The sequence below is a fragment of the Paraburkholderia tropica genome, from assembly GCF_914484835.1.
Classification (GTDB): domain Bacteria; phylum Pseudomonadota; class Gammaproteobacteria; order Burkholderiales; family Burkholderiaceae; genus Paraburkholderia; species Paraburkholderia tropica_A.
In genome coordinates, this window is record NZ_CAJZAR010000062.1 from 404,383 (window position 1) to 420,213 (window position 15,831).

The 15,831-nt window shown below is 61.7% G+C and carries 14 protein-coding genes; 13 read left to right on the top strand and 1 reads right to left on the bottom strand.

Translation table 11 applies throughout. From position 1 onward, the window contains the following. The 6 genes from LDO54_RS22865 to LDO54_RS22890 all read left to right on the top strand — a co-directional run bounded on the left by LDO54_RS22865 (position 1) and on the right by LDO54_RS22890 (position 6,418). The gene (locus LDO54_RS22865; RefSeq protein ID WP_436975650.1) at positions 1-978 is read left to right on the top strand and encodes a sugar ABC transporter substrate-binding protein; all 978 of its coding nucleotides are present in this window, start codon (positions 1-3) and stop codon (positions 976-978) included. 80 nt (positions 979-1,058) lie between these two features. Beyond that, positions 1,059-2,621, top strand: a complete 1,563-nt coding sequence (locus LDO54_RS22870) for a sugar ABC transporter ATP-binding protein (protein WP_224012938.1) — start codon at positions 1,059-1,061, stop codon at positions 2,619-2,621. 71 nt (positions 2,622-2,692) lie between these two features. Next, positions 2,693-3,697 (top strand): ABC transporter permease, encoded by a 1,005-nt coding sequence (locus tag LDO54_RS22875; RefSeq protein ID WP_224012939.1) that lies wholly within the window; start codon positions 2,693-2,695, stop codon positions 3,695-3,697. 99 nt (positions 3,698-3,796) lie between these two features. Continuing rightward, entirely contained in the window at positions 3,797-4,654 is an 858-nt protein-coding gene (locus tag LDO54_RS22880; RefSeq protein WP_224012940.1) for a MurR/RpiR family transcriptional regulator, read from the top strand. A gap of 67 nt (positions 4,655-4,721) precedes the next feature. Then, positions 4,722-5,471, top strand: coding sequence for an electron transfer flavoprotein subunit beta/FixA family protein (locus LDO54_RS22885; RefSeq protein ID WP_224012941.1), 750 nt, complete (start codon positions 4,722-4,724; stop codon positions 5,469-5,471). 14 nt (positions 5,472-5,485) lie between these two features. After that, positions 5,486-6,418, top strand: coding sequence for an electron transfer flavoprotein subunit alpha/FixB family protein (locus tag LDO54_RS22890; RefSeq protein WP_224012942.1), 933 nt, complete (start codon positions 5,486-5,488; stop codon positions 6,416-6,418). 52 nt (positions 6,419-6,470) lie between these two features. On the opposite strand, the gene LDO54_RS22895 is transcribed toward LDO54_RS22890, so the two are convergent. After that, entirely contained in the window at positions 6,471-7,370 is a 900-nt protein-coding gene (locus LDO54_RS22895; RefSeq protein WP_224012943.1) for an SDR family NAD(P)-dependent oxidoreductase, read from the bottom strand. A gap of 201 nt (positions 7,371-7,571) precedes the next feature. Between LDO54_RS22895 and LDO54_RS22900 the strand changes: the two genes are divergently transcribed. The 7 genes from LDO54_RS22900 (at position 7,572) to LDO54_RS22930 (ending at position 15,448) form a co-directional block, all read left to right on the top strand. Continuing rightward, on the top strand, positions 7,572-8,534 hold the full coding sequence (locus LDO54_RS22900; RefSeq protein WP_224012944.1) for a sugar ABC transporter substrate-binding protein: 963 nt from the start codon (positions 7,572-7,574) through the stop codon (positions 8,532-8,534). A gap of 55 nt (positions 8,535-8,589) precedes the next feature. Continuing rightward, the gene (locus LDO54_RS22905) at positions 8,590-9,393 is read left to right on the top strand and encodes an aldo/keto reductase (protein WP_224012945.1); all 804 of its coding nucleotides are present in this window, start codon (positions 8,590-8,592) and stop codon (positions 9,391-9,393) included. 220 nt (positions 9,394-9,613) lie between these two features. Continuing rightward, positions 9,614-10,666, top strand: a complete 1,053-nt coding sequence (locus LDO54_RS22910; RefSeq protein WP_224012946.1) for a sugar ABC transporter substrate-binding protein — start codon at positions 9,614-9,616, stop codon at positions 10,664-10,666. Positions 10,667-10,757: 91 nt separating this feature from the next. Beyond that, positions 10,758-11,789 (top strand): ABC transporter permease, encoded by a 1,032-nt coding sequence (locus LDO54_RS22915; protein ID WP_224012947.1) that lies wholly within the window; start codon positions 10,758-10,760, stop codon positions 11,787-11,789. Between the two features lie 9 nt (positions 11,790-11,798). Then, positions 11,799-13,355 carry a sugar ABC transporter ATP-binding protein gene (locus LDO54_RS22920; protein WP_224012948.1) on the top strand — a complete coding sequence of 519 codons (1,557 nt, stop codon included), beginning with the start codon at positions 11,799-11,801 and terminating at the stop codon, positions 13,353-13,355. A gap of 27 nt (positions 13,356-13,382) precedes the next feature. Continuing rightward, positions 13,383-14,378: an ABC transporter permease gene (locus LDO54_RS22925; protein WP_436975651.1), complete on the top strand. Its 996-nt coding sequence runs from the start codon at positions 13,383-13,385 to the stop codon at positions 14,376-14,378. A 32-nt stretch (positions 14,379-14,410) separates the two neighbouring features. Then, on the top strand, positions 14,411-15,448 hold the full coding sequence (locus tag LDO54_RS22930; RefSeq protein ID WP_224012950.1) for an aldo/keto reductase: 1,038 nt from the start codon (positions 14,411-14,413) through the stop codon (positions 15,446-15,448). The last annotated feature ends 383 nt before the right edge of the window (positions 15,449-15,831 follow it).

The following is a 15,831-nucleotide window of genomic DNA, read 5'->3' on the forward strand; positions in this document are numbered from 1 at the left end:
ATGTCGCGTCTCATGCAGAAGTTGCTTTGCGCAGCCGCGTTCGCCACGGCGGGTATTCTGGCCACGGCTCCGGCGTTCGCCGCCGACAAGATCAAGGTCGGCATTTCGATGAAGGTGCTCAACGCGCCGTATTTCGCCGCCGCGATGGAGTCGGCGAAGGCGCGCGCGACCGAACTGGGCGCGGACGTCATCGTCGCCGATGCGCAGGGCAAGATGGGCAAGCAGATTTCGGACGTCGAGGATCTCGTCACGCGCGGCGTGAAGGTGCTGCTGATCGATCCCGCCGATCCCGAAGCGCTGGTGGGCGCCGTCAACGCCGCGAGCGCCGCGGGCGTGAAGGTCGTCGTGTTCGACAGCACGCTCAACGAGAAGGCCAATTACCTCACGCTCGTGCAGTCGTCGAACAGCCAGAACGGCGCGCTGGTGGGCCGCTGGGTGGTCGACAACATGGGCGACAAGCCGCTGAAGATCGCGCTGATTTCCGGCGAGAAGGGCAATCCGGTCGGCCGCGAACGCCGTGACGGCGTGCTCTCGGGCATCGTCGAGGCGCAGCTCGAAAAGACCGGCAAGTCGAATCTCCAGATCGTCGGCCAGGGCTGGGGCAACTGGTCCGACGAGGGCGGCCTGAAGGCGATGGAAGATCTGCTGGTCGCCAACAAGGACATCAACATGGTCCTGAGCGAGAACGACAGCATGCTGCTGGGCGCGCGCCGCGCGATCCAGAGCGCGAACCGCGACGGCATCACGCTGGTCGCGGCCGCCGACGGCCAGAAGGAAGCGCTCGCGCTCATCAAGCAGGGCAAGTACGGCGTGACCGCACTCAACGATCCGGCGCTCGTCGCGCGCACCGCGGTCGATATCGGCATGAAGGCCGCGAAGGGCCAGGCCGTGAACGTGCCGAAGGTCTCGTACACGCCGGCGGTCGCCATCTCGAAGGGCAACGTCGACAAGTACTACAACCCGAAGGCGATTTTCTAAGGCGTCTCGTTCGCCGGTATTTTTCGACGTATGCGCGCGCCCGCCGGACGCCGGGCGCGCGCCTGAGTGGAGACAGTTCAATGATTCCGTTCATCGCACTAACGGGCATCGACAAGCGGTTCGGCGGCATTCACGCAATCGAGAACATCGATTTCGATGTCCGCAGCGGTGAAGTCCACGCGCTCGTCGGCGAAAACGGCGCGGGCAAATCGACGCTCATGCGCGTGATTGGCGGCGGCCATCAGCCCGACGCCGGCAGCATCCGCGTGCAGGGCCGGGAAATGTTGCTGCGCAATCCGCACGCGGCGCTCGCCGAAGGCATCGCCGTGATTCATCAGGAGACGGCGCTCGCGCCCGATCTTTCCGTGGCCGAAAACGTCTTTCTCGGCACGTTGCCCGCTGTGATCGACTGGCGCACGCTGCGCGCGAAGGCGCGCGCGCTGATCGAAAGTCTCGGATTCGAGATCGATCCGGCGGCGCTGGTCGGCACGCTCTCGGCGGCGCAGTGCCAGGTGATCGAGATCGCCAAGGCGCTCTCGGGCGAACTCAAGCTGCTTGTGCTCGACGAACCGACCGCCGCGCTCGCGCCGTCCGACGCGGATCGTCTGCTCGAAATCGTGCGTGCGCTGCGTGCGCGCGGCGTGGGCATCGTCTATATCTCGCACCGGCTCGAAGAAGTGTTCGCCATTGCGGACCGCATCACCGTGCTCAAGGACGGCCGCCGCGTCGATACCGTGACGCCCGCCGAGATCACGCGCGACGAACTGATCCGCAAGATGGTCGGGCGGCCGCTTTCGGTGCTGTTTCCCGAGCGCAAGGCGCAGACCGGCGACGTCGTGCTGAAGGTGGATGGCCTGTCGCGCGGCGAGGCGGTGCGCGATGTGTCGTTCAGCTTGCGCGCGGGCGAAGTGGTGGGGCTGGGCGGGCTGATCGGCTCGGGCCGCACCGAAGTCGCGCGCCTGATCTTCGGCGCTGACCGCGCGGACGCGGGCACGATCGAGCTGAAGGGCAAACGTCTCAACGTGCGCACGCCGATGGCGGCCGTGCGCGCCGGTATCGGTCTCGTACCCGAGGACCGCAAGGGCCAGGGCGCGGTGCTGTCGATGCCGATCCGCATCAACGCGACGCTGGCTTCGCTGAAGTCGGTGAGCGCGCCGGGCGGCTTTCTCGCGTTCGGCCGCGAACGCGGCTACGTTTCCCAGCTGATGGACGCGCTGCGCATCAAGGCGCGCTCGATGGACGCCGACGTGTCCACGCTCTCGGGCGGCAATCAGCAGAAAGTCGTGCTCGCCAAGTGGTTTCATGCGGACGGCGATCTCATCATCCTCGACGAACCGACGCGCGGCGTGGACGTGGGCGCGAAAGTCGAGATCTACACGCTCATCAACCAGCTCGCGGAGCGCGGCAAGGCCGTGCTCGTGATCTCGTCCGAGCATCAGGAATTGATGGGCCTGTGCGATCGCATCATGGTGATGGGCGAAGGCCGGATTCGCGGCGAATTGCAGCCCGGCGACTTCAGCGAGGAAGCGATTCTCGCGCTCTCGCTGCGGCGCGATCCCGGCGAATCTCACGGTGATCCGCATGGCGATCTCGCGGGCCAGCAGGCCAGCACGCGTGAAAGCGCCACGCTCATGCACGGTTGACGCCGCACGCGCGCGTCGAAACAGACAGTCGTATCAGATTGCATAGATTGGACAGATTGGAGACACCTATCATGAATCCCAGCGCCACCACTCCGAACACGCGTCAGCGCCAGGCCAGCAACTGGCAGCATCTCTGGCAGACGGCGCGCCGCTTCAACACGGTCGCGATCCTCGTCGTACTGGTTGTGGCCGCATCGTTTATTTCCGACGATTTCTTTTCCGCACCCAATCTTTCGAACATCACGCGCCAGGTCGCGGGCGTCGGCATCATGTCGGTCGGCATGCTGCTCGTGGTGCTCACGGGCGGCATCGATTTGTCGGTCGGCTCGGTCGCGGCGCTCGGCAGCGTGCTGTCGGCGATGCTGATTCCCGAGCACGGCCTGTTGTTCGCGCTGGTGGCGGCGCTCGTGACGGGCGGCCTGTGCGGCCTCGTCTCGGGCGTGCTGGTGGCGTTCTGCCGCCTGACGCCCTTCGTCGTGACACTCGCGATGATGACCGTCGCGCGCGGCATCGCCATGATCGTTTCAAACGGCTCGCCGATTCTCGTCGACGACGCGGGCCAGGCGCTGCTCGACTTCGGCCGCCACAGCTATCTGGGCATTCCAGGCCCGACGCTGGTCATGCTGATCGTGTTCGTGGCGGGCGGCGTTGCGCTCGGCCGCATGCGCGCGGGCCGCGTGGTGCGCGCGATCGGCTCGAACGAGGAAGCGGTGCGGCTCTCCGGCGTGCCGGTCGCGCGCCACATTCTGGGCACTTACGTCTGCTCGGGCGTGCTGGCCTCGCTGGCGGGCATCATCTCGACGGCGCGCGCGAGCGTGGGCGCGCCTACCGTGGGCGTGGGCGACGAGCTGACCGTGATCGCCGCCGTGGTGATCGGCGGGGCGAGCCTCGCGGGCGGCAAGGGCGGCGTGCTCAACACGCTGATGGGCGTGCTGATTCTGGGCGTGATCGGCAACATCATGAATCTCGCGAGCGTGCCGGGCTACCACCAGCAGGTCGTGATGGGCGCGATCATCGTCGCGGCGGTGCTGATGCAGCAGGGCGCGGGCTTCTGGCGGCGTTGGATCTTCCGCTAAACTCCTCTTCTGGCGCGCCGCGGACCGAACCACGACGCACGGCGCGCCGGATTGCAGGACCCTGGCTCCGCGCCCGTACGTCAAAGAAGGAAATCTCGCGTGCCCGATTACAACATCCTCGAAGTGATTGACCGCGCCCGGCCCAATTTGCGGCGCGGCAGCCGGCAGGTCGCCGATTACATTCTGGAAAACGTTCACTCCATCGCGGAGATGAGCCTGTCCGAACTCGCGCGGCTCGCGCAGGTGAGCGAGCCGACGGTGCTGCGTTTTTGCACGACGATCGGCTGCAACGGCTTCAAGGACTTCAAGATCCGCGCGGTGCAGAGCCTCGCGCTCGGCGCGCCCGCCACGCATTCGGTGCTGTCCGGCGCGGATACGCCCGAAACCGTGGCCACGAAGATTTTCGATTACACGATCACGAGCCTCGACTGGGCGCGCAAGAAGCTCGACTTCGAGGCGATCGGGCGCGCCGTCGATCTGCTGGCGGCGGCCTCGCGCATCGAGTTTTTCGGCTTTGGCGCATCGGGCATCGTGGCGCTGGACGCGCAGCAGAAGTTTCCGCTGTTCGGCGTGCCGTGCGTGGCGCATCAGGATTCGCATCAGCAGTTCATTGCCGCTTCGATGCTGAAACCGGGCGATGCGGTGGTAGCGATTTCCAATACCGGCGCGACGCGTTCGCTCATCGAAGTCGCGCGCACGGCGAAGGAACGCGGCGCGCATGTGGTGGTGATCACCGGTTCGCACGGGCCGCTGACGCGTTATTGCGATGTGGCCGTGGTGGCGGAGACGCTTGAAAATACCGATGTGTATACACCGACCACGTCGCGGCTGGCGGCGCTGGTGATCGTGGATATTCTGTCCACCAGCGTCGCGTTGAAAAAGGGCGAGGCCCACGCGCGCGACGTGCAGGACATGAAGCGCCATCTCGCCGATATGCGGACTTCCGGCGTGATCTGATTTTTGCGGCTGGCAATTGCTCGAAACGGGTGATTGTCCTGTTCGATTATTTAGCTATCCGTATGATATGAAAATTCTTGTCGCTGTGAAACGCGTGGTGGATTACAACGTGAAAGTGCGTGTGAAGTCGGACGGCACGGACGTGGATATCGCGAACGTGAAAATGTCGATGAATCCGTTCGATGAAATTGCGGTTGAAGAAGCGGTGCGCTTGAAGGAAGCGGGTGTTGCGACCGAAGTGGTCGCGGTTTCTGCGGGCGTGTCGCAGGCGCAGGAAACGCTGCGCACCGCGCTGGCGATTGGCGCGGATCGTGCGGTGCTGATCGAATCGAATGAGGACTTGCAGCCGCTGGCGGTGGCCAAATTGCTAAAAGCGCTCCTCGATAAGGAACAGCCCTCGCTGGTGATTCTCGGCAAGCAGGCTATCGACGACGATTCGAATCAGACCGGCCAGATGCTCGCGGCTTTGGCGGATCTGCCGCAAGCGACGTTCGCTTCGAAAATCACGGTCGCCGATGGTAAGGCCACGGTCGCGCGTGAAGTCGATGGCGGCGCGGAAACCTTGTCGCTGACGTTGCCCGCTGTGGTCACCACCGACCTGCGTCTGAACGAGCCGCGCTACGTCACGCTGCCGAACATCATGAAGGCGAAAAAGAAGCCGCTCGAAACTCTGACGCCGGAAGATCTCGGCGTCGATGTCGCTCCGCGTTTGAAAACGCTGAAAGTTTCGGAACCGCCCAAGCGCAGCGCAGGCGTGAAGGTGCCTGACGTGAAGACGTTGGTCGAGAAGCTGAAGACCGAAGCCAAGGTGCTGTGAGGGGCGCAATCAATATGACGAATCTGGTAATTGCAGAACACGACAATCAGTCGATTAAAGCTGCGACGCTGAATACGGTTGCTGCGGCACAGAAACTGGGCGGCGATGTGCATGTGCTGATCGCGGGCCACAATGCGCAAGCGGCGGCGGATGCGGCGGCGAAGATCGTCGGCGTTTCTAAAGTACTGCTGGCTGATGCACCGCAACTCGAACAGGGCCTTGCAGAAAACGTCGAAGCGACGGTTCTTTCGATTGCGAAGCACTACACGCATATTCTCGCGCCTGCTACGGCAAGCGGGAAAAACGTCACGCCGCGTATCGCCGCGAAACTCGACGTCGCGCAGCTCAGCGATATCACGGCGGTGATTAGCGCCGACACATTCGAGCGTCCGATCTACGCAGGCAATGCGATTGCGACCGTGCAATCACAAGACGCGATCAAGGTGATCACGGTTCGCACCACGGCATTCGATGCTGTCGTTTCGGAAGGCGGCAGCGCATCGGTGGAAAAAATCGAAGCGCCCGCAGACCGTGGCCTCGCGCGATTCGTCAATCGCGAAGTCATGAAACTGGATCGCCCTGAACTGACCAGCGCGAAGATCATCGTTTCCGGCGGTCGGGGTTTGGGCAGCGGCGAAAACTACACCCAGGTGCTCGAACCGCTCGCCGACAAACTCAACGCCGCGCTCGGCGCGTCGCGAGCCGCCGTCGACGCAGGCTACGTGCCGAACGATTATCAGGTCGGTCAAACCGGCAAGATCGTCGCGCCGCAGCTTTATATCGCGGTGGGCATTTCAGGCGCGATCCAGCACCTCGCAGGCATGAAAGACTCGAAGGTGATCGTCGCAATCAACAAAGACGAAGAAGCGCCGATCTACAGCGTGGCCGATTACGGCATCGTCGGCGATCTATTCAGCGTTGTGCCGGAACTCGTTGCGTTGACCTGAGCGCGATCGCTAACGGCCCTGCTTGAACAGCAGGGCCGCGCCGCTTGCGCGTCTAAACTGTTCGCAACATCCCCCCGTCCACAAAATACGTGGACCCCACGCTATAACTCGCGCGCTCCGAGCACAGGAACACGATGAAATCGGCCAGTTCCTTGGGCGAAGCAAAGCGCTGAATCGGCGCGTGCTCATTCGCGACCTGTTGCAGATAATCTTCCCAGTCGCCGCCCGTTTCGCTGGTCAGTTGTTTGGCCGTCTTGATCCAGTCCGGCGTGAGGACGAGCCCCGGATTGATGGTGTTGACGCGAATATTGTCGCGCACCACTTCATTGGCCAGCGTCTTCGAAAACATCATCAGCGCGGCTTTCGTGACGTTGTAGATGGGCTCGTAGTCCAAAGGCTGCGTCGCACAGATCGAGGCGTTGTGCAGGATCGCGCCGCCGCCGCGCTGCTTCATCAACGGCACGAGGCCGCGCGCGAGACGCACGGCAGCCATCACGTGCAGGTCCCAATACGCTTGCCATTTTTCGTCGGGCGCATTCATGATCGTTTCATTGCTACCCGTGCCTGCGTTATTAAACAGAATGTCCGCACCGCCGAATGCGTTGGCGGTGGCGTCGACGAGCTGCGTTACGCCTTCGACCGTCGCAACGTCGCACGCCACGGGTATCGCCTGAATGCCGTGTCGAGCGGCGAGTGCTTGGGCCGCTGTTTCCAGACGTTCGCGTTGACGCGCGGCCAGCACGAGATGGGTCCCTTCGGCGGCGAAACTCTCAGCGACCGCGAGACCAATGCCGACACTTGCGCCGGTAATGACCGCGACTTTTCCACGCAATTTCAAATCCATCGCTCGCTCCTGAATGCAGTGAATCGTGTGAATGGCATGACTCGCCATGCCCGCATTTTGCTGTCGTTCCGTGCAGTACAGCGCACTATCGCTGCGCTTATTAAACATTATCATTTGTAATGATGTTTGGGTTTGATAGCGCGCGATTTCACGTATACACCTATGTAACGATAGCAATACTATCGTTATTCTGCGCTTGCACCGTCGTCGAAAATCCGCGCCATCGTGCGCGCGGAGGGCGGTCAGTGTTGTCGTGACGATGTGAATCGCAATCCCGCCAAGCAAAACAAATAAACAGGAAAGTGCGTCATGAGACTACGAAATGTGTTGATGGCCGCGCTCGTTTGCGCCGTGTCCGCGGGTCATGCCTTTGGTGCCGACAAGCTCAAGGTCGGCATTTCGATGAAGGTGCTGAACGCGCCGTATTTCTCGGCGGCCATGCAAGCCGCGAAAGCGCGTGTGACCGAACTCGGCGGCGAGCCGATCGTCACCGACGCACAAGGCACCATGCAAAAGCAGATCGCCGACGTCGAAGACCTCGTCACACGCGGCGTGAAAGTGCTGATCATCGATCCGGCTGATCCCGAAGGCCTGGTCAGCGCGGTCAATGCAGCCACGGCAGCGGGCGTGAAAGTGATCGTGATGGACGCCGACCTCGATCCGAAGGCGAATTACCTCACGCTCGTGCAATCGTCGAATCGGCAAAACGGCGCGCTGGTCGGCCGCTGGATCGTCGATACGTTCGGCGACAAGCCGCTCAAGATCGCGCTCGTATCGGGCGACAAGGGCAATCCGGTGGGCAAGGCGCGGCGCGATGGCGTGCTCGAAGGCATCGTCGAAGCGCAGCTCGAAAAGCTCGGCAAGGCGAATCTGCAAATCGTGGGGCAGGGCTGGGGCAACTGGACCGACGAAGGCGGCCTGAAGGCGATGGAAGATCTGCTAGTCGCGAATAAGGACATCAATCTCGTGCTCGGCGAAAACGACAGCATGGTGCTGGGCGCGCGGCGTGCGATCGAGAGCGCGAATCGTCAGGGCATCACGCTCGTGGCGGCCGCGGACGGTCAGAAGGAAGCGCTCGCGCTCATCAAGCAGGGCAAGTATGGCGCGACGGCGCTCAACGATCCGGCGCTGATCGCGCGCACTGCCGTCGACCTTGGATTCAAGGCCGCGAATGGCCAGGCGCAGAACCTGCCGAAGATCACTTATACGCCGCCCGCCGTGATCGATCGCGGCAATATCGACAAGTTCTATAACCCGAAGGCCGTGTTTTAAATCGGTCCTTCGATTCAACTGCAATGCAGTTTCCATCGAACTGGAGTCAAGCTTGATGTCAGTTATTCCCGCGCTGGGTCTCGGCACATTCCGCGTCGCCCCGGACATCACCACGCAATCGGTGCGCACGGCGCTCGAACTGGGCTACCGCCATATCGATACGGCGGTCCACTACGAGAACGAAGCGGCCGTTGGCGCCGGCATTCGCGAGAGCGGTGTGAATCGCGACGAGATTTGCGTGACGACCAAGGTGTGGTTCGACAGCCTGCGCCATCGCGCGGTGCTCGACAGCCTGGAAGCGAGCCGCGAGCGGCTGGGTGTCGGTGTGATCGATGTGGCGTTGGTGCATTGGCCGTCGGTCGACGGCGTGCCGGTGGCCGAGACGATCGGTGCGATGCGCGAGGCCGTGGACGCGGGGTTGATCCGCTACTACGGCGTGTCGAATTTCACCGGGCCGTTGCTCGACGAGGCCGTTGCGGTACCGGGCGGCGACGCAATCGTGACGAATCAGATCGAGGTGAATCCGTTCTTCGCGAATCGGGCCGACGTGGATGCGACGCATCGGCATGGCATGAAGGTCACCGCGTATATGCCGCTGGGCGAGGGGCGCGTGCAGCGCGATCCCGTGATCGCCGCGATTGCCGAACGTCATGGCGTGGACGCGCCGCAGATCGCCTGTGCGTGGCTGCTCGCGCGCGGCATGCTGGTAATTACCGCGTCGCGCAGCGTCGAGCATCAGCGTGCGAATCTGCGCGCGCTGGATGTGCGTCTGAGCGATGACGAACTCGCACGCATCGACGCGCTCGATTGCGGTGCGCGCAATGCAAATCCGCCGTTCGCGCCGTGGAATCGGGCGTGAGTCGCGCTCATTGCCATGCTGGTCAAAAAATTTTCGTTTTTCGACTGGCATCTTAGATACTCAAAAAGCATGGGGTGAGAAAGGCCGAACCGGATAGAGGCGGTTCGGTGGCTAAAAGAAGCATTCGATTCACGCAGCACAATGTTAGGCATCCAAATCAGTTGAAGCGGGTTCATAAAAATCAGGGAACTCGCTTCTCAATCGAGAGAGGAGACAGCAATTGAAAAGCACGACTCGTCTGCTTGCGGCGTCGGTGGTGGCGTCGGTCATTGGCGTTGGAGTGTCGTCGCCGGCATGGGCGGCTTCCGACAAGACCACGCTCGTCGTCATGATTCGCGGGCTCGACAACCCGTATCACGCCGACTATGCAGCGGGCGCGAAGGCGCTCGGCAAGAAGCTGGGTTTGCCCGTCGATGTGCTGAGCAGCGAGGGCAATAGCCAGAAACAGTTTTCCGATCTGAAAGCGGAGATCGCGAAAACGGGCGGCAACATGGTCGTGAACGTCGATCCGAACGAAGCGCCCGATGTGGTGCCGATCGCGAAGATGCTGGAAAGCGCGGGCGTGTACTGGGTGAGCTGGTGGAACAAGCCGGACGACATCAAGGTGCAGGACTATCCGCACTGGGTCGCGCATATCAGTTTCGACGCCGTGGGGCAGGGGTATTTCAATGCGAAGACCCTCTTCAAAAACATGCCGACGCCGAACAAAGGTTCGATTATCGCGATCCAGGGCATGTTGTCGAATAACGCGGCCATCGGGCGCTTCCAGGGCCTGCAAAAGGCGCTCAAGGAAACGCCTGGCGTGAAGCTCGTGCAATGGGAAGCCGCCGATTGGGACACCAACAAGGCCTACGAAATCACCAAGCAATTGCTGGCCGCGCATCCCGATACGGCGGGCGTGTGGGCCGCCAACGACAACATGGCGCTCGGCGCGGTGGCCGCGCTCAAGGAGGCGGGTCTCGGCGGCAAGGTCAAGGTGAGCGGGACGGACGGCGTGCCCGATGCGTTCGACGCGATCAAGGACGGCACGATGTCCTCGACCGAATACGATGATGCGCGCTATCAGGCGCAACTCGGTTTGTCGATGGCGCTCGCGGCCAGGCAGGGCGCGCTCGACGTGAAGGCCACGCCCGCCAAATACCGCGCGTTTCTGATTCCCGGCATCGAAGTCGATCGCTCGAACGTGGAGAAAGTCGTGAAGGACACGGTCAGCAAGATGCCGGATTACGACCTGAAGAACTTCTACGCGCGCTGGGTTGCACCGCTCAAATAAAACCGCGCATCAGGTCTCGAAGCAAGCTTTCGGCGCGGGCGTTCGAAACGGGAACGCTCGCGGCTGGAACCACCAGGAGGGATGGTAGTTCATGGAACCTGTGGAAAGCATGGGCGACGCGAGTTTCTCGCGCGAGCCCGCACAACACGCGTGGATGCAGGGCGCGAGACGCTGGCTGCGCCGCACCGGCGTGGGCGCACAGCTGCTCTCGCTCGCGCTGATCGTGGCGGTGTTCGCCATCGGCACACGCGGCGCGAGCCTCTCGTGGGACAACGTGCAGGTTGTGCTGAGTCTCGCAGCCATTCCCGCGATTCTCGCCGTTGGACTGCACTTGACCATCGTGATCGGCGGTATCGATCTTTCGCTGCAAGGCACGGTCGCGTTGTGCGCGGTCTTTGTCGGCGTGCTCAGCAAGAACCGCTACAACGAGCACGACGTCGGGCTCTGGATTTTGCCGATCTGTCTCGCCATTGGCGGCGCGGCAGGTATGTTGACTGGCGTACTCCATACAAAACTCAGGATTCCTTCGTTCATTACCACGTTGGGCGTGAGCTGGGTGCTCTATGGCGTGGCCGTCTACGTGAACAAGGCGATGCTGATTACGCTGCTCGATAACCGCATTCAGAACTTCATCAACGACAAGCCGCTGGGCGTCGCGAATGTCGTGCTGGTGGCGCTGGCGATTGTCATCGCCGTGCAGTTCTTCGAGGATCGCACACGCACCGGCCGCTATCTCTACGCGATCGGCGGCGACGAAGCGCTGGCGCGCCAGGCGGGCGTGAACGTGCCGCGTATGAAAGTGATCGCGTTCGCTATCGCCGGTTGTCTCTATGGCCTGGGCGCGCTGCTGCTTGTGAGCCGGATGGGCAGCGCGACCGCGCGCACCGGCCTCAATCTGCTGTTTCCGGTGATCACAGCCGTTGCAGTGGGCGGCGTGTCGCTCACGGGCGGACTGGGCGGCGCGAAGAATGCATTGCTCGGCACGCTCGTGCTGGCCGTGCTTAATAACGGCATGGTGCTGATGGCCGTGAATCCGTACGCGCAAACGGCCGTCAACGGCATCGTGCTGATCGTTGCCGTTGCGCTCACGCTCGACCGCCGCAAGCTCGGCTTCATCAAATAAGGCCGCCCTATGGAAACACTCGAAACGCCTGATACGCATGGCGAACAGGACACCGGCGTGGTGCTCGCGCTCGAAGGCATCACGCGCCGATTTCCCGGCGTGATCGCGCTCGATGATGTCTCGCTGACCGTGCGCAGGAACGAAATTCTGGGGCTGGTCGGCGAAAACGGCGCGGGCAAGTCGGTGCTCACGAAAATCATGACGGGCATTTATCAGCCCGACGAAGGGCGATTGATGCTGGACGGCAAAAAGGTCGTCATGAAGGGCACGGCGGATGCGATCCGCAAAGGTATCGGCGTGGTGTTTCAGGAAGGTTCGCTGATTCCGAATCTCTCGATCACCGAGAATCTGTTTCTGTGCCACGAAGAACGCTTTCGCCGCTTTGGCGTGCTGTCGCGGCGCGAGATGGCGGCGGAGGCGCGGCGCGTGCTCGAACCGATGAATCTCGATGTCGACATGGATCTGCCTGTCGCTTCAATCTCGCCCGCGGCACGGCAGATGGTGGAAATCGCGCGCATGGTCTGGCTCTGCGAGCAATATGGCGCGTCGAATCCGATTGTGATTCTCGACGAACCGACCACCGTGCTCAATGACGGCGAGCGCGACACGCTGTTCGACATTCTCAATCGCCTGAAAAGCCGCGCCTCGATGATCCTCATCTCGCACCGGCTTCAGGAGGTGCTGGAGAATTGCGATCGCATCGTCGTGCTCAAGGACGGCCGCAACGTGACCGACATGTCCACGTCCGGGCTGGATATCGCCAATGTCGAAAAGCTGCTCGTGGGGCACGATTTTGCGGGCGACCGCTTTCGCGAAAGCGAGCAGCGCGCGCCGGGCGGGAAGGTGACGTTCCGCGTCGATCAACTCGCGAAACAAGGCGAATTCGCGCCGCTGAGTTTCGAGGTGCGCGAAGGCGAGATCGTCAGTCTCGTCGGACTCGTGGGCTCGGGGAAGGAAGCCCTGTGCCGCTGCATCGCCGGGCTGGATCGTTACGACGCGGGCACGCTCGTGGTCGAAGGCAAGACGCCCGTGAACGGATCGTCGCGATCCGCCGTGCTGCATGGCGTGGGACACGTGCCCATCGAGCGGCGCGAAGAAGGGCTCGCGCTGAATATGAGTGTGGCCGACAACATCAATTATCTCGTGCTCGACAAGCTCAAGGTGGGCGGCATGATCAGCACGCGCAGAGAGCATGAGCACGCGAAACAGTGGGTGGCGGAATGCCTCGTCAAGACGCCTTCGATTCATGCGGCCTGTTCGGGATTGAGCGGCGGCAATCAGCAAAAGATCATTCTGTCGAAATGGCTGAGTTCGGACGTGCGCCTGCTGATTCTCGATCATCCAACGCGCGGTATCGATATCAAGGCCAAGGACGAGGTCTATCGGCTCATTCGCAAATTCGCCAACGCTGGCATTGCCATGATCATCATGTGCGACACGCTGGAGGAGGATATCGGCCTCGCCAACCGTCTGCTAATCATGCGCGACCGGCGTTTGATCGGCGAACTGGAGGCGTCGGCGCACGCCAAGCCGACGCCGCAGGATCTGATCAAGCTGATCGTCTGAACGAAGCTCTCGACAAGGAACCGTAAATTGGACGCACCTTCTTTTGATGGCGCCCAGCGCGCCTCTTCGCGCACCGGCGTCAAGCATTTGACGAGCCGATTGAAGCCAATCCATTTGACGCTCGCGCTGATCGTGGTCGTCGGCGCATTCATGGCGATCGGCAACGACAATTTTCTGTCTCTGTACAACATCAATACGATTCTGGACTTCGGCGCCATTCTGCTGATCGCCGCGCTCGGGCAAATGTTCGTCATTCTGATTGGCGGTATCGATCTTTCGGTTGGTGGAACGATTTCACTGGTTTCGGTGGTGTTTATTACGCTTGTACATCGCGTTGGGTATTGGGCGTATCCGGTCTGTCTCGCGCTCGGGTTGGCGCTCGGTTATATCAACGGCGTGATTCTGACGCGCGTGAAAATACCGTCGTTCATCGCCACGCTCGGCACAGGCGGCATCATCACGAGTCTCGCTTATCTGGTGTCTCCGCGCCCCGTTAGCGCTGCGCCCGGCGATTATTCGATGCTCGATATCGTCAACGGCACGGTGTTTTCGATCAGCAACGTGTTTATTATCGGCGCGCTGGTTTTTTGCGCGGTTGCCATGTTCCTGCGTTTCACGCGCACGGGGCGCAATATCTATTTCGTGGGGAGCAATATCCGCATGGCGTGGATGTCCGGCACCGACATCGCGCAGACCCGCAACGTGCCGTTCATGATTTCCGGCGCGTGCGCGGCGCTCGTCGGCATCATTATTTCCTCGGTGCGTTTCGGCGGCGATCCGGTGGTGGGAACCTCTTATGTACTCAATTCCATCGCGGCCGTGGTGGTGGGTGGCACGGCGCTTACTGGCGGCGCGGGCGGCGTGCTCAACGTGCTGTTCGGTACGCTCTTTCTCAGCATGCTCGATAACGGCATGAACGTGATCGGCGTGGACCAGTATTTTCAGCAAGCGATTTACGGCGCCATGATTATTTTTGGCGTGGCGGTCACATTTGACCGCAAAAAGACGCCGATTATCAAATGACGTTTGCCTTTCCTTCGACGAGACAAACCAATATGAATGCAATCGCAACGAGAGCCGTAGCGGCCAACGGGCTGGCCGTGACGACCATGGGACTCGGCGGAACCGGGCTCGGCAATATGTATCGCGCGACCGATCCAGAGGTCGCCACTGCCACCGTTCATGCCGCCTTCGAGCGCGGCATGCGCTATTTCGACACCGCGCCGGTTTACGGTTACGGCCTGGCCGAAACGCGTCTGGGAGAAGCGATTAAAACGCTGCCGCGCGATGAGATCGTAATCTCCTCGAAAGTCGGCTACAGCCTCGTGCCGATTGCCGAGCGCGAGAAGTCGCCCGCGCTGTGGGCCGATGCGCCCGCATTCAAACCCGAATTCGATTATTCGCGCGACGCCGTGCTCCGTTCGATCGAGCAAAGCCTGAAGCGGCTGGGTGTGGATCGCATCGACATGATCGCGATTCACGATCCCGACGAATCGCTCGTTTTCGGTCCCGGCGAAGACCCCTATGCGCGCAGCCATTTTCGCGAGGCGATGGACGGCGCGTATGTCGTGCTCGACGAATTGCGTTCTCAGGGCGTGATCGGCGCAGTGGGCGTGGGCATCAATCAATGGCAGATGCTTTCGGATTTCGTGACGGCGGGGCGCTTCGATTATTTCCTGCTCGCCGGACGTTATACGCTGCTGGAGCAAGAGCCGTTGCGCACGCTGTTTCCGCTTTGCGAGCAACGCAACACGAAGCTCATTATCGGCGGCCCGTATAACTCGGGCATTCTCGCGTCCGGGCCAGTGCAAAACGCCACGTTCAATACGCGGCCCGCGCCGCCGTTCGTGATTGACCGCGTGCGCCGCATTCAGCAGGTGTGTCAGCGTCATGCCGTGCCGCTGGCTGCTGCGGCGTTGCAATTTCCGCTGGGTCATCCGCTGGTTGCGAGTGTGATTCCGGGCGCGCGCAGCGTGGCCGAACTGGAAGAGAACGTAGCGTTCATGCGGCATCCGATTCCGGCCGCGTTGTGGTCCGACCTCAAGGAAGAAGGGCTGATGGATGCGAAAGCGCCGGTGCCCGCGAGGGTTTAGCATGGGTGTGCCGCGCGATTCAGGAGAAGGCTTCCGTCCGTAAGCTGTTCGATCTCGACCTCTGGGCCGGAGTAAGACGTCATCGACGCCGGCTTCCGCCCTGTTCGTCGGAACGAGTTTCCCGAACCGGCCAAAACCATCTTCGATCAGGCACTAGCCGGATCAGGTATCCCCGACCATGGCTGTGCTTATGCGCGCTTTTGCGCTGCCTGAGTCCTGCGAGGCAATTCAAGTAAACTGGAGACACATCTCTAAACCTGTTCGGCCCCTCTAAAATCCGGTTGACATTGTCGTCATTATGTCGACAATTATATGAGCAGAGTCCCCTCGCGGTGACGCGACAAAGCAGATTGGACAAAGCAGGGTCGCACGCTCCACAAGCT

Coding starts and splice junctions, on each gene's coding strand:
- LDO54_RS22865 (WP_436975650.1), top strand. CDS start 1: ATGTCGCGTCTCATGCAGAAGTTGCTTTGCGCAGCCGCGTTCGCCACG.
- LDO54_RS22870 (WP_224012938.1), top strand. CDS start 1,059: ATGATTCCGTTCATCGCACTAACGGGCATCGACAAGCGGTTCGGCGGC.
- LDO54_RS22875 (WP_224012939.1), top strand. CDS start 2,693: ATGAATCCCAGCGCCACCACTCCGAACACGCGTCAGCGCCAGGCCAGC.
- LDO54_RS22885 (WP_224012941.1), top strand. CDS start 4,722: ATGAAAATTCTTGTCGCTGTGAAACGCGTGGTGGATTACAACGTGAAA.
- LDO54_RS22890 (WP_224012942.1), top strand. CDS start 5,486: ATGACGAATCTGGTAATTGCAGAACACGACAATCAGTCGATTAAAGCT.
- LDO54_RS22895 (WP_224012943.1), bottom strand. CDS start 7,370: ATGTTTAATAAGCGCAGCGATAGTGCGCTGTACTGCACGGAACGACAG.
- LDO54_RS22900 (WP_224012944.1), top strand. CDS start 7,572: ATGAGACTACGAAATGTGTTGATGGCCGCGCTCGTTTGCGCCGTGTCC.
- LDO54_RS22905 (WP_224012945.1), top strand. CDS start 8,590: ATGTCAGTTATTCCCGCGCTGGGTCTCGGCACATTCCGCGTCGCCCCG.
- LDO54_RS22915 (WP_224012947.1), top strand. CDS start 10,758: ATGGAACCTGTGGAAAGCATGGGCGACGCGAGTTTCTCGCGCGAGCCC.
- LDO54_RS22920 (WP_224012948.1), top strand. CDS start 11,799: ATGGAAACACTCGAAACGCCTGATACGCATGGCGAACAGGACACCGGC.
- LDO54_RS22930 (WP_224012950.1), top strand. CDS start 14,411: ATGAATGCAATCGCAACGAGAGCCGTAGCGGCCAACGGGCTGGCCGTG.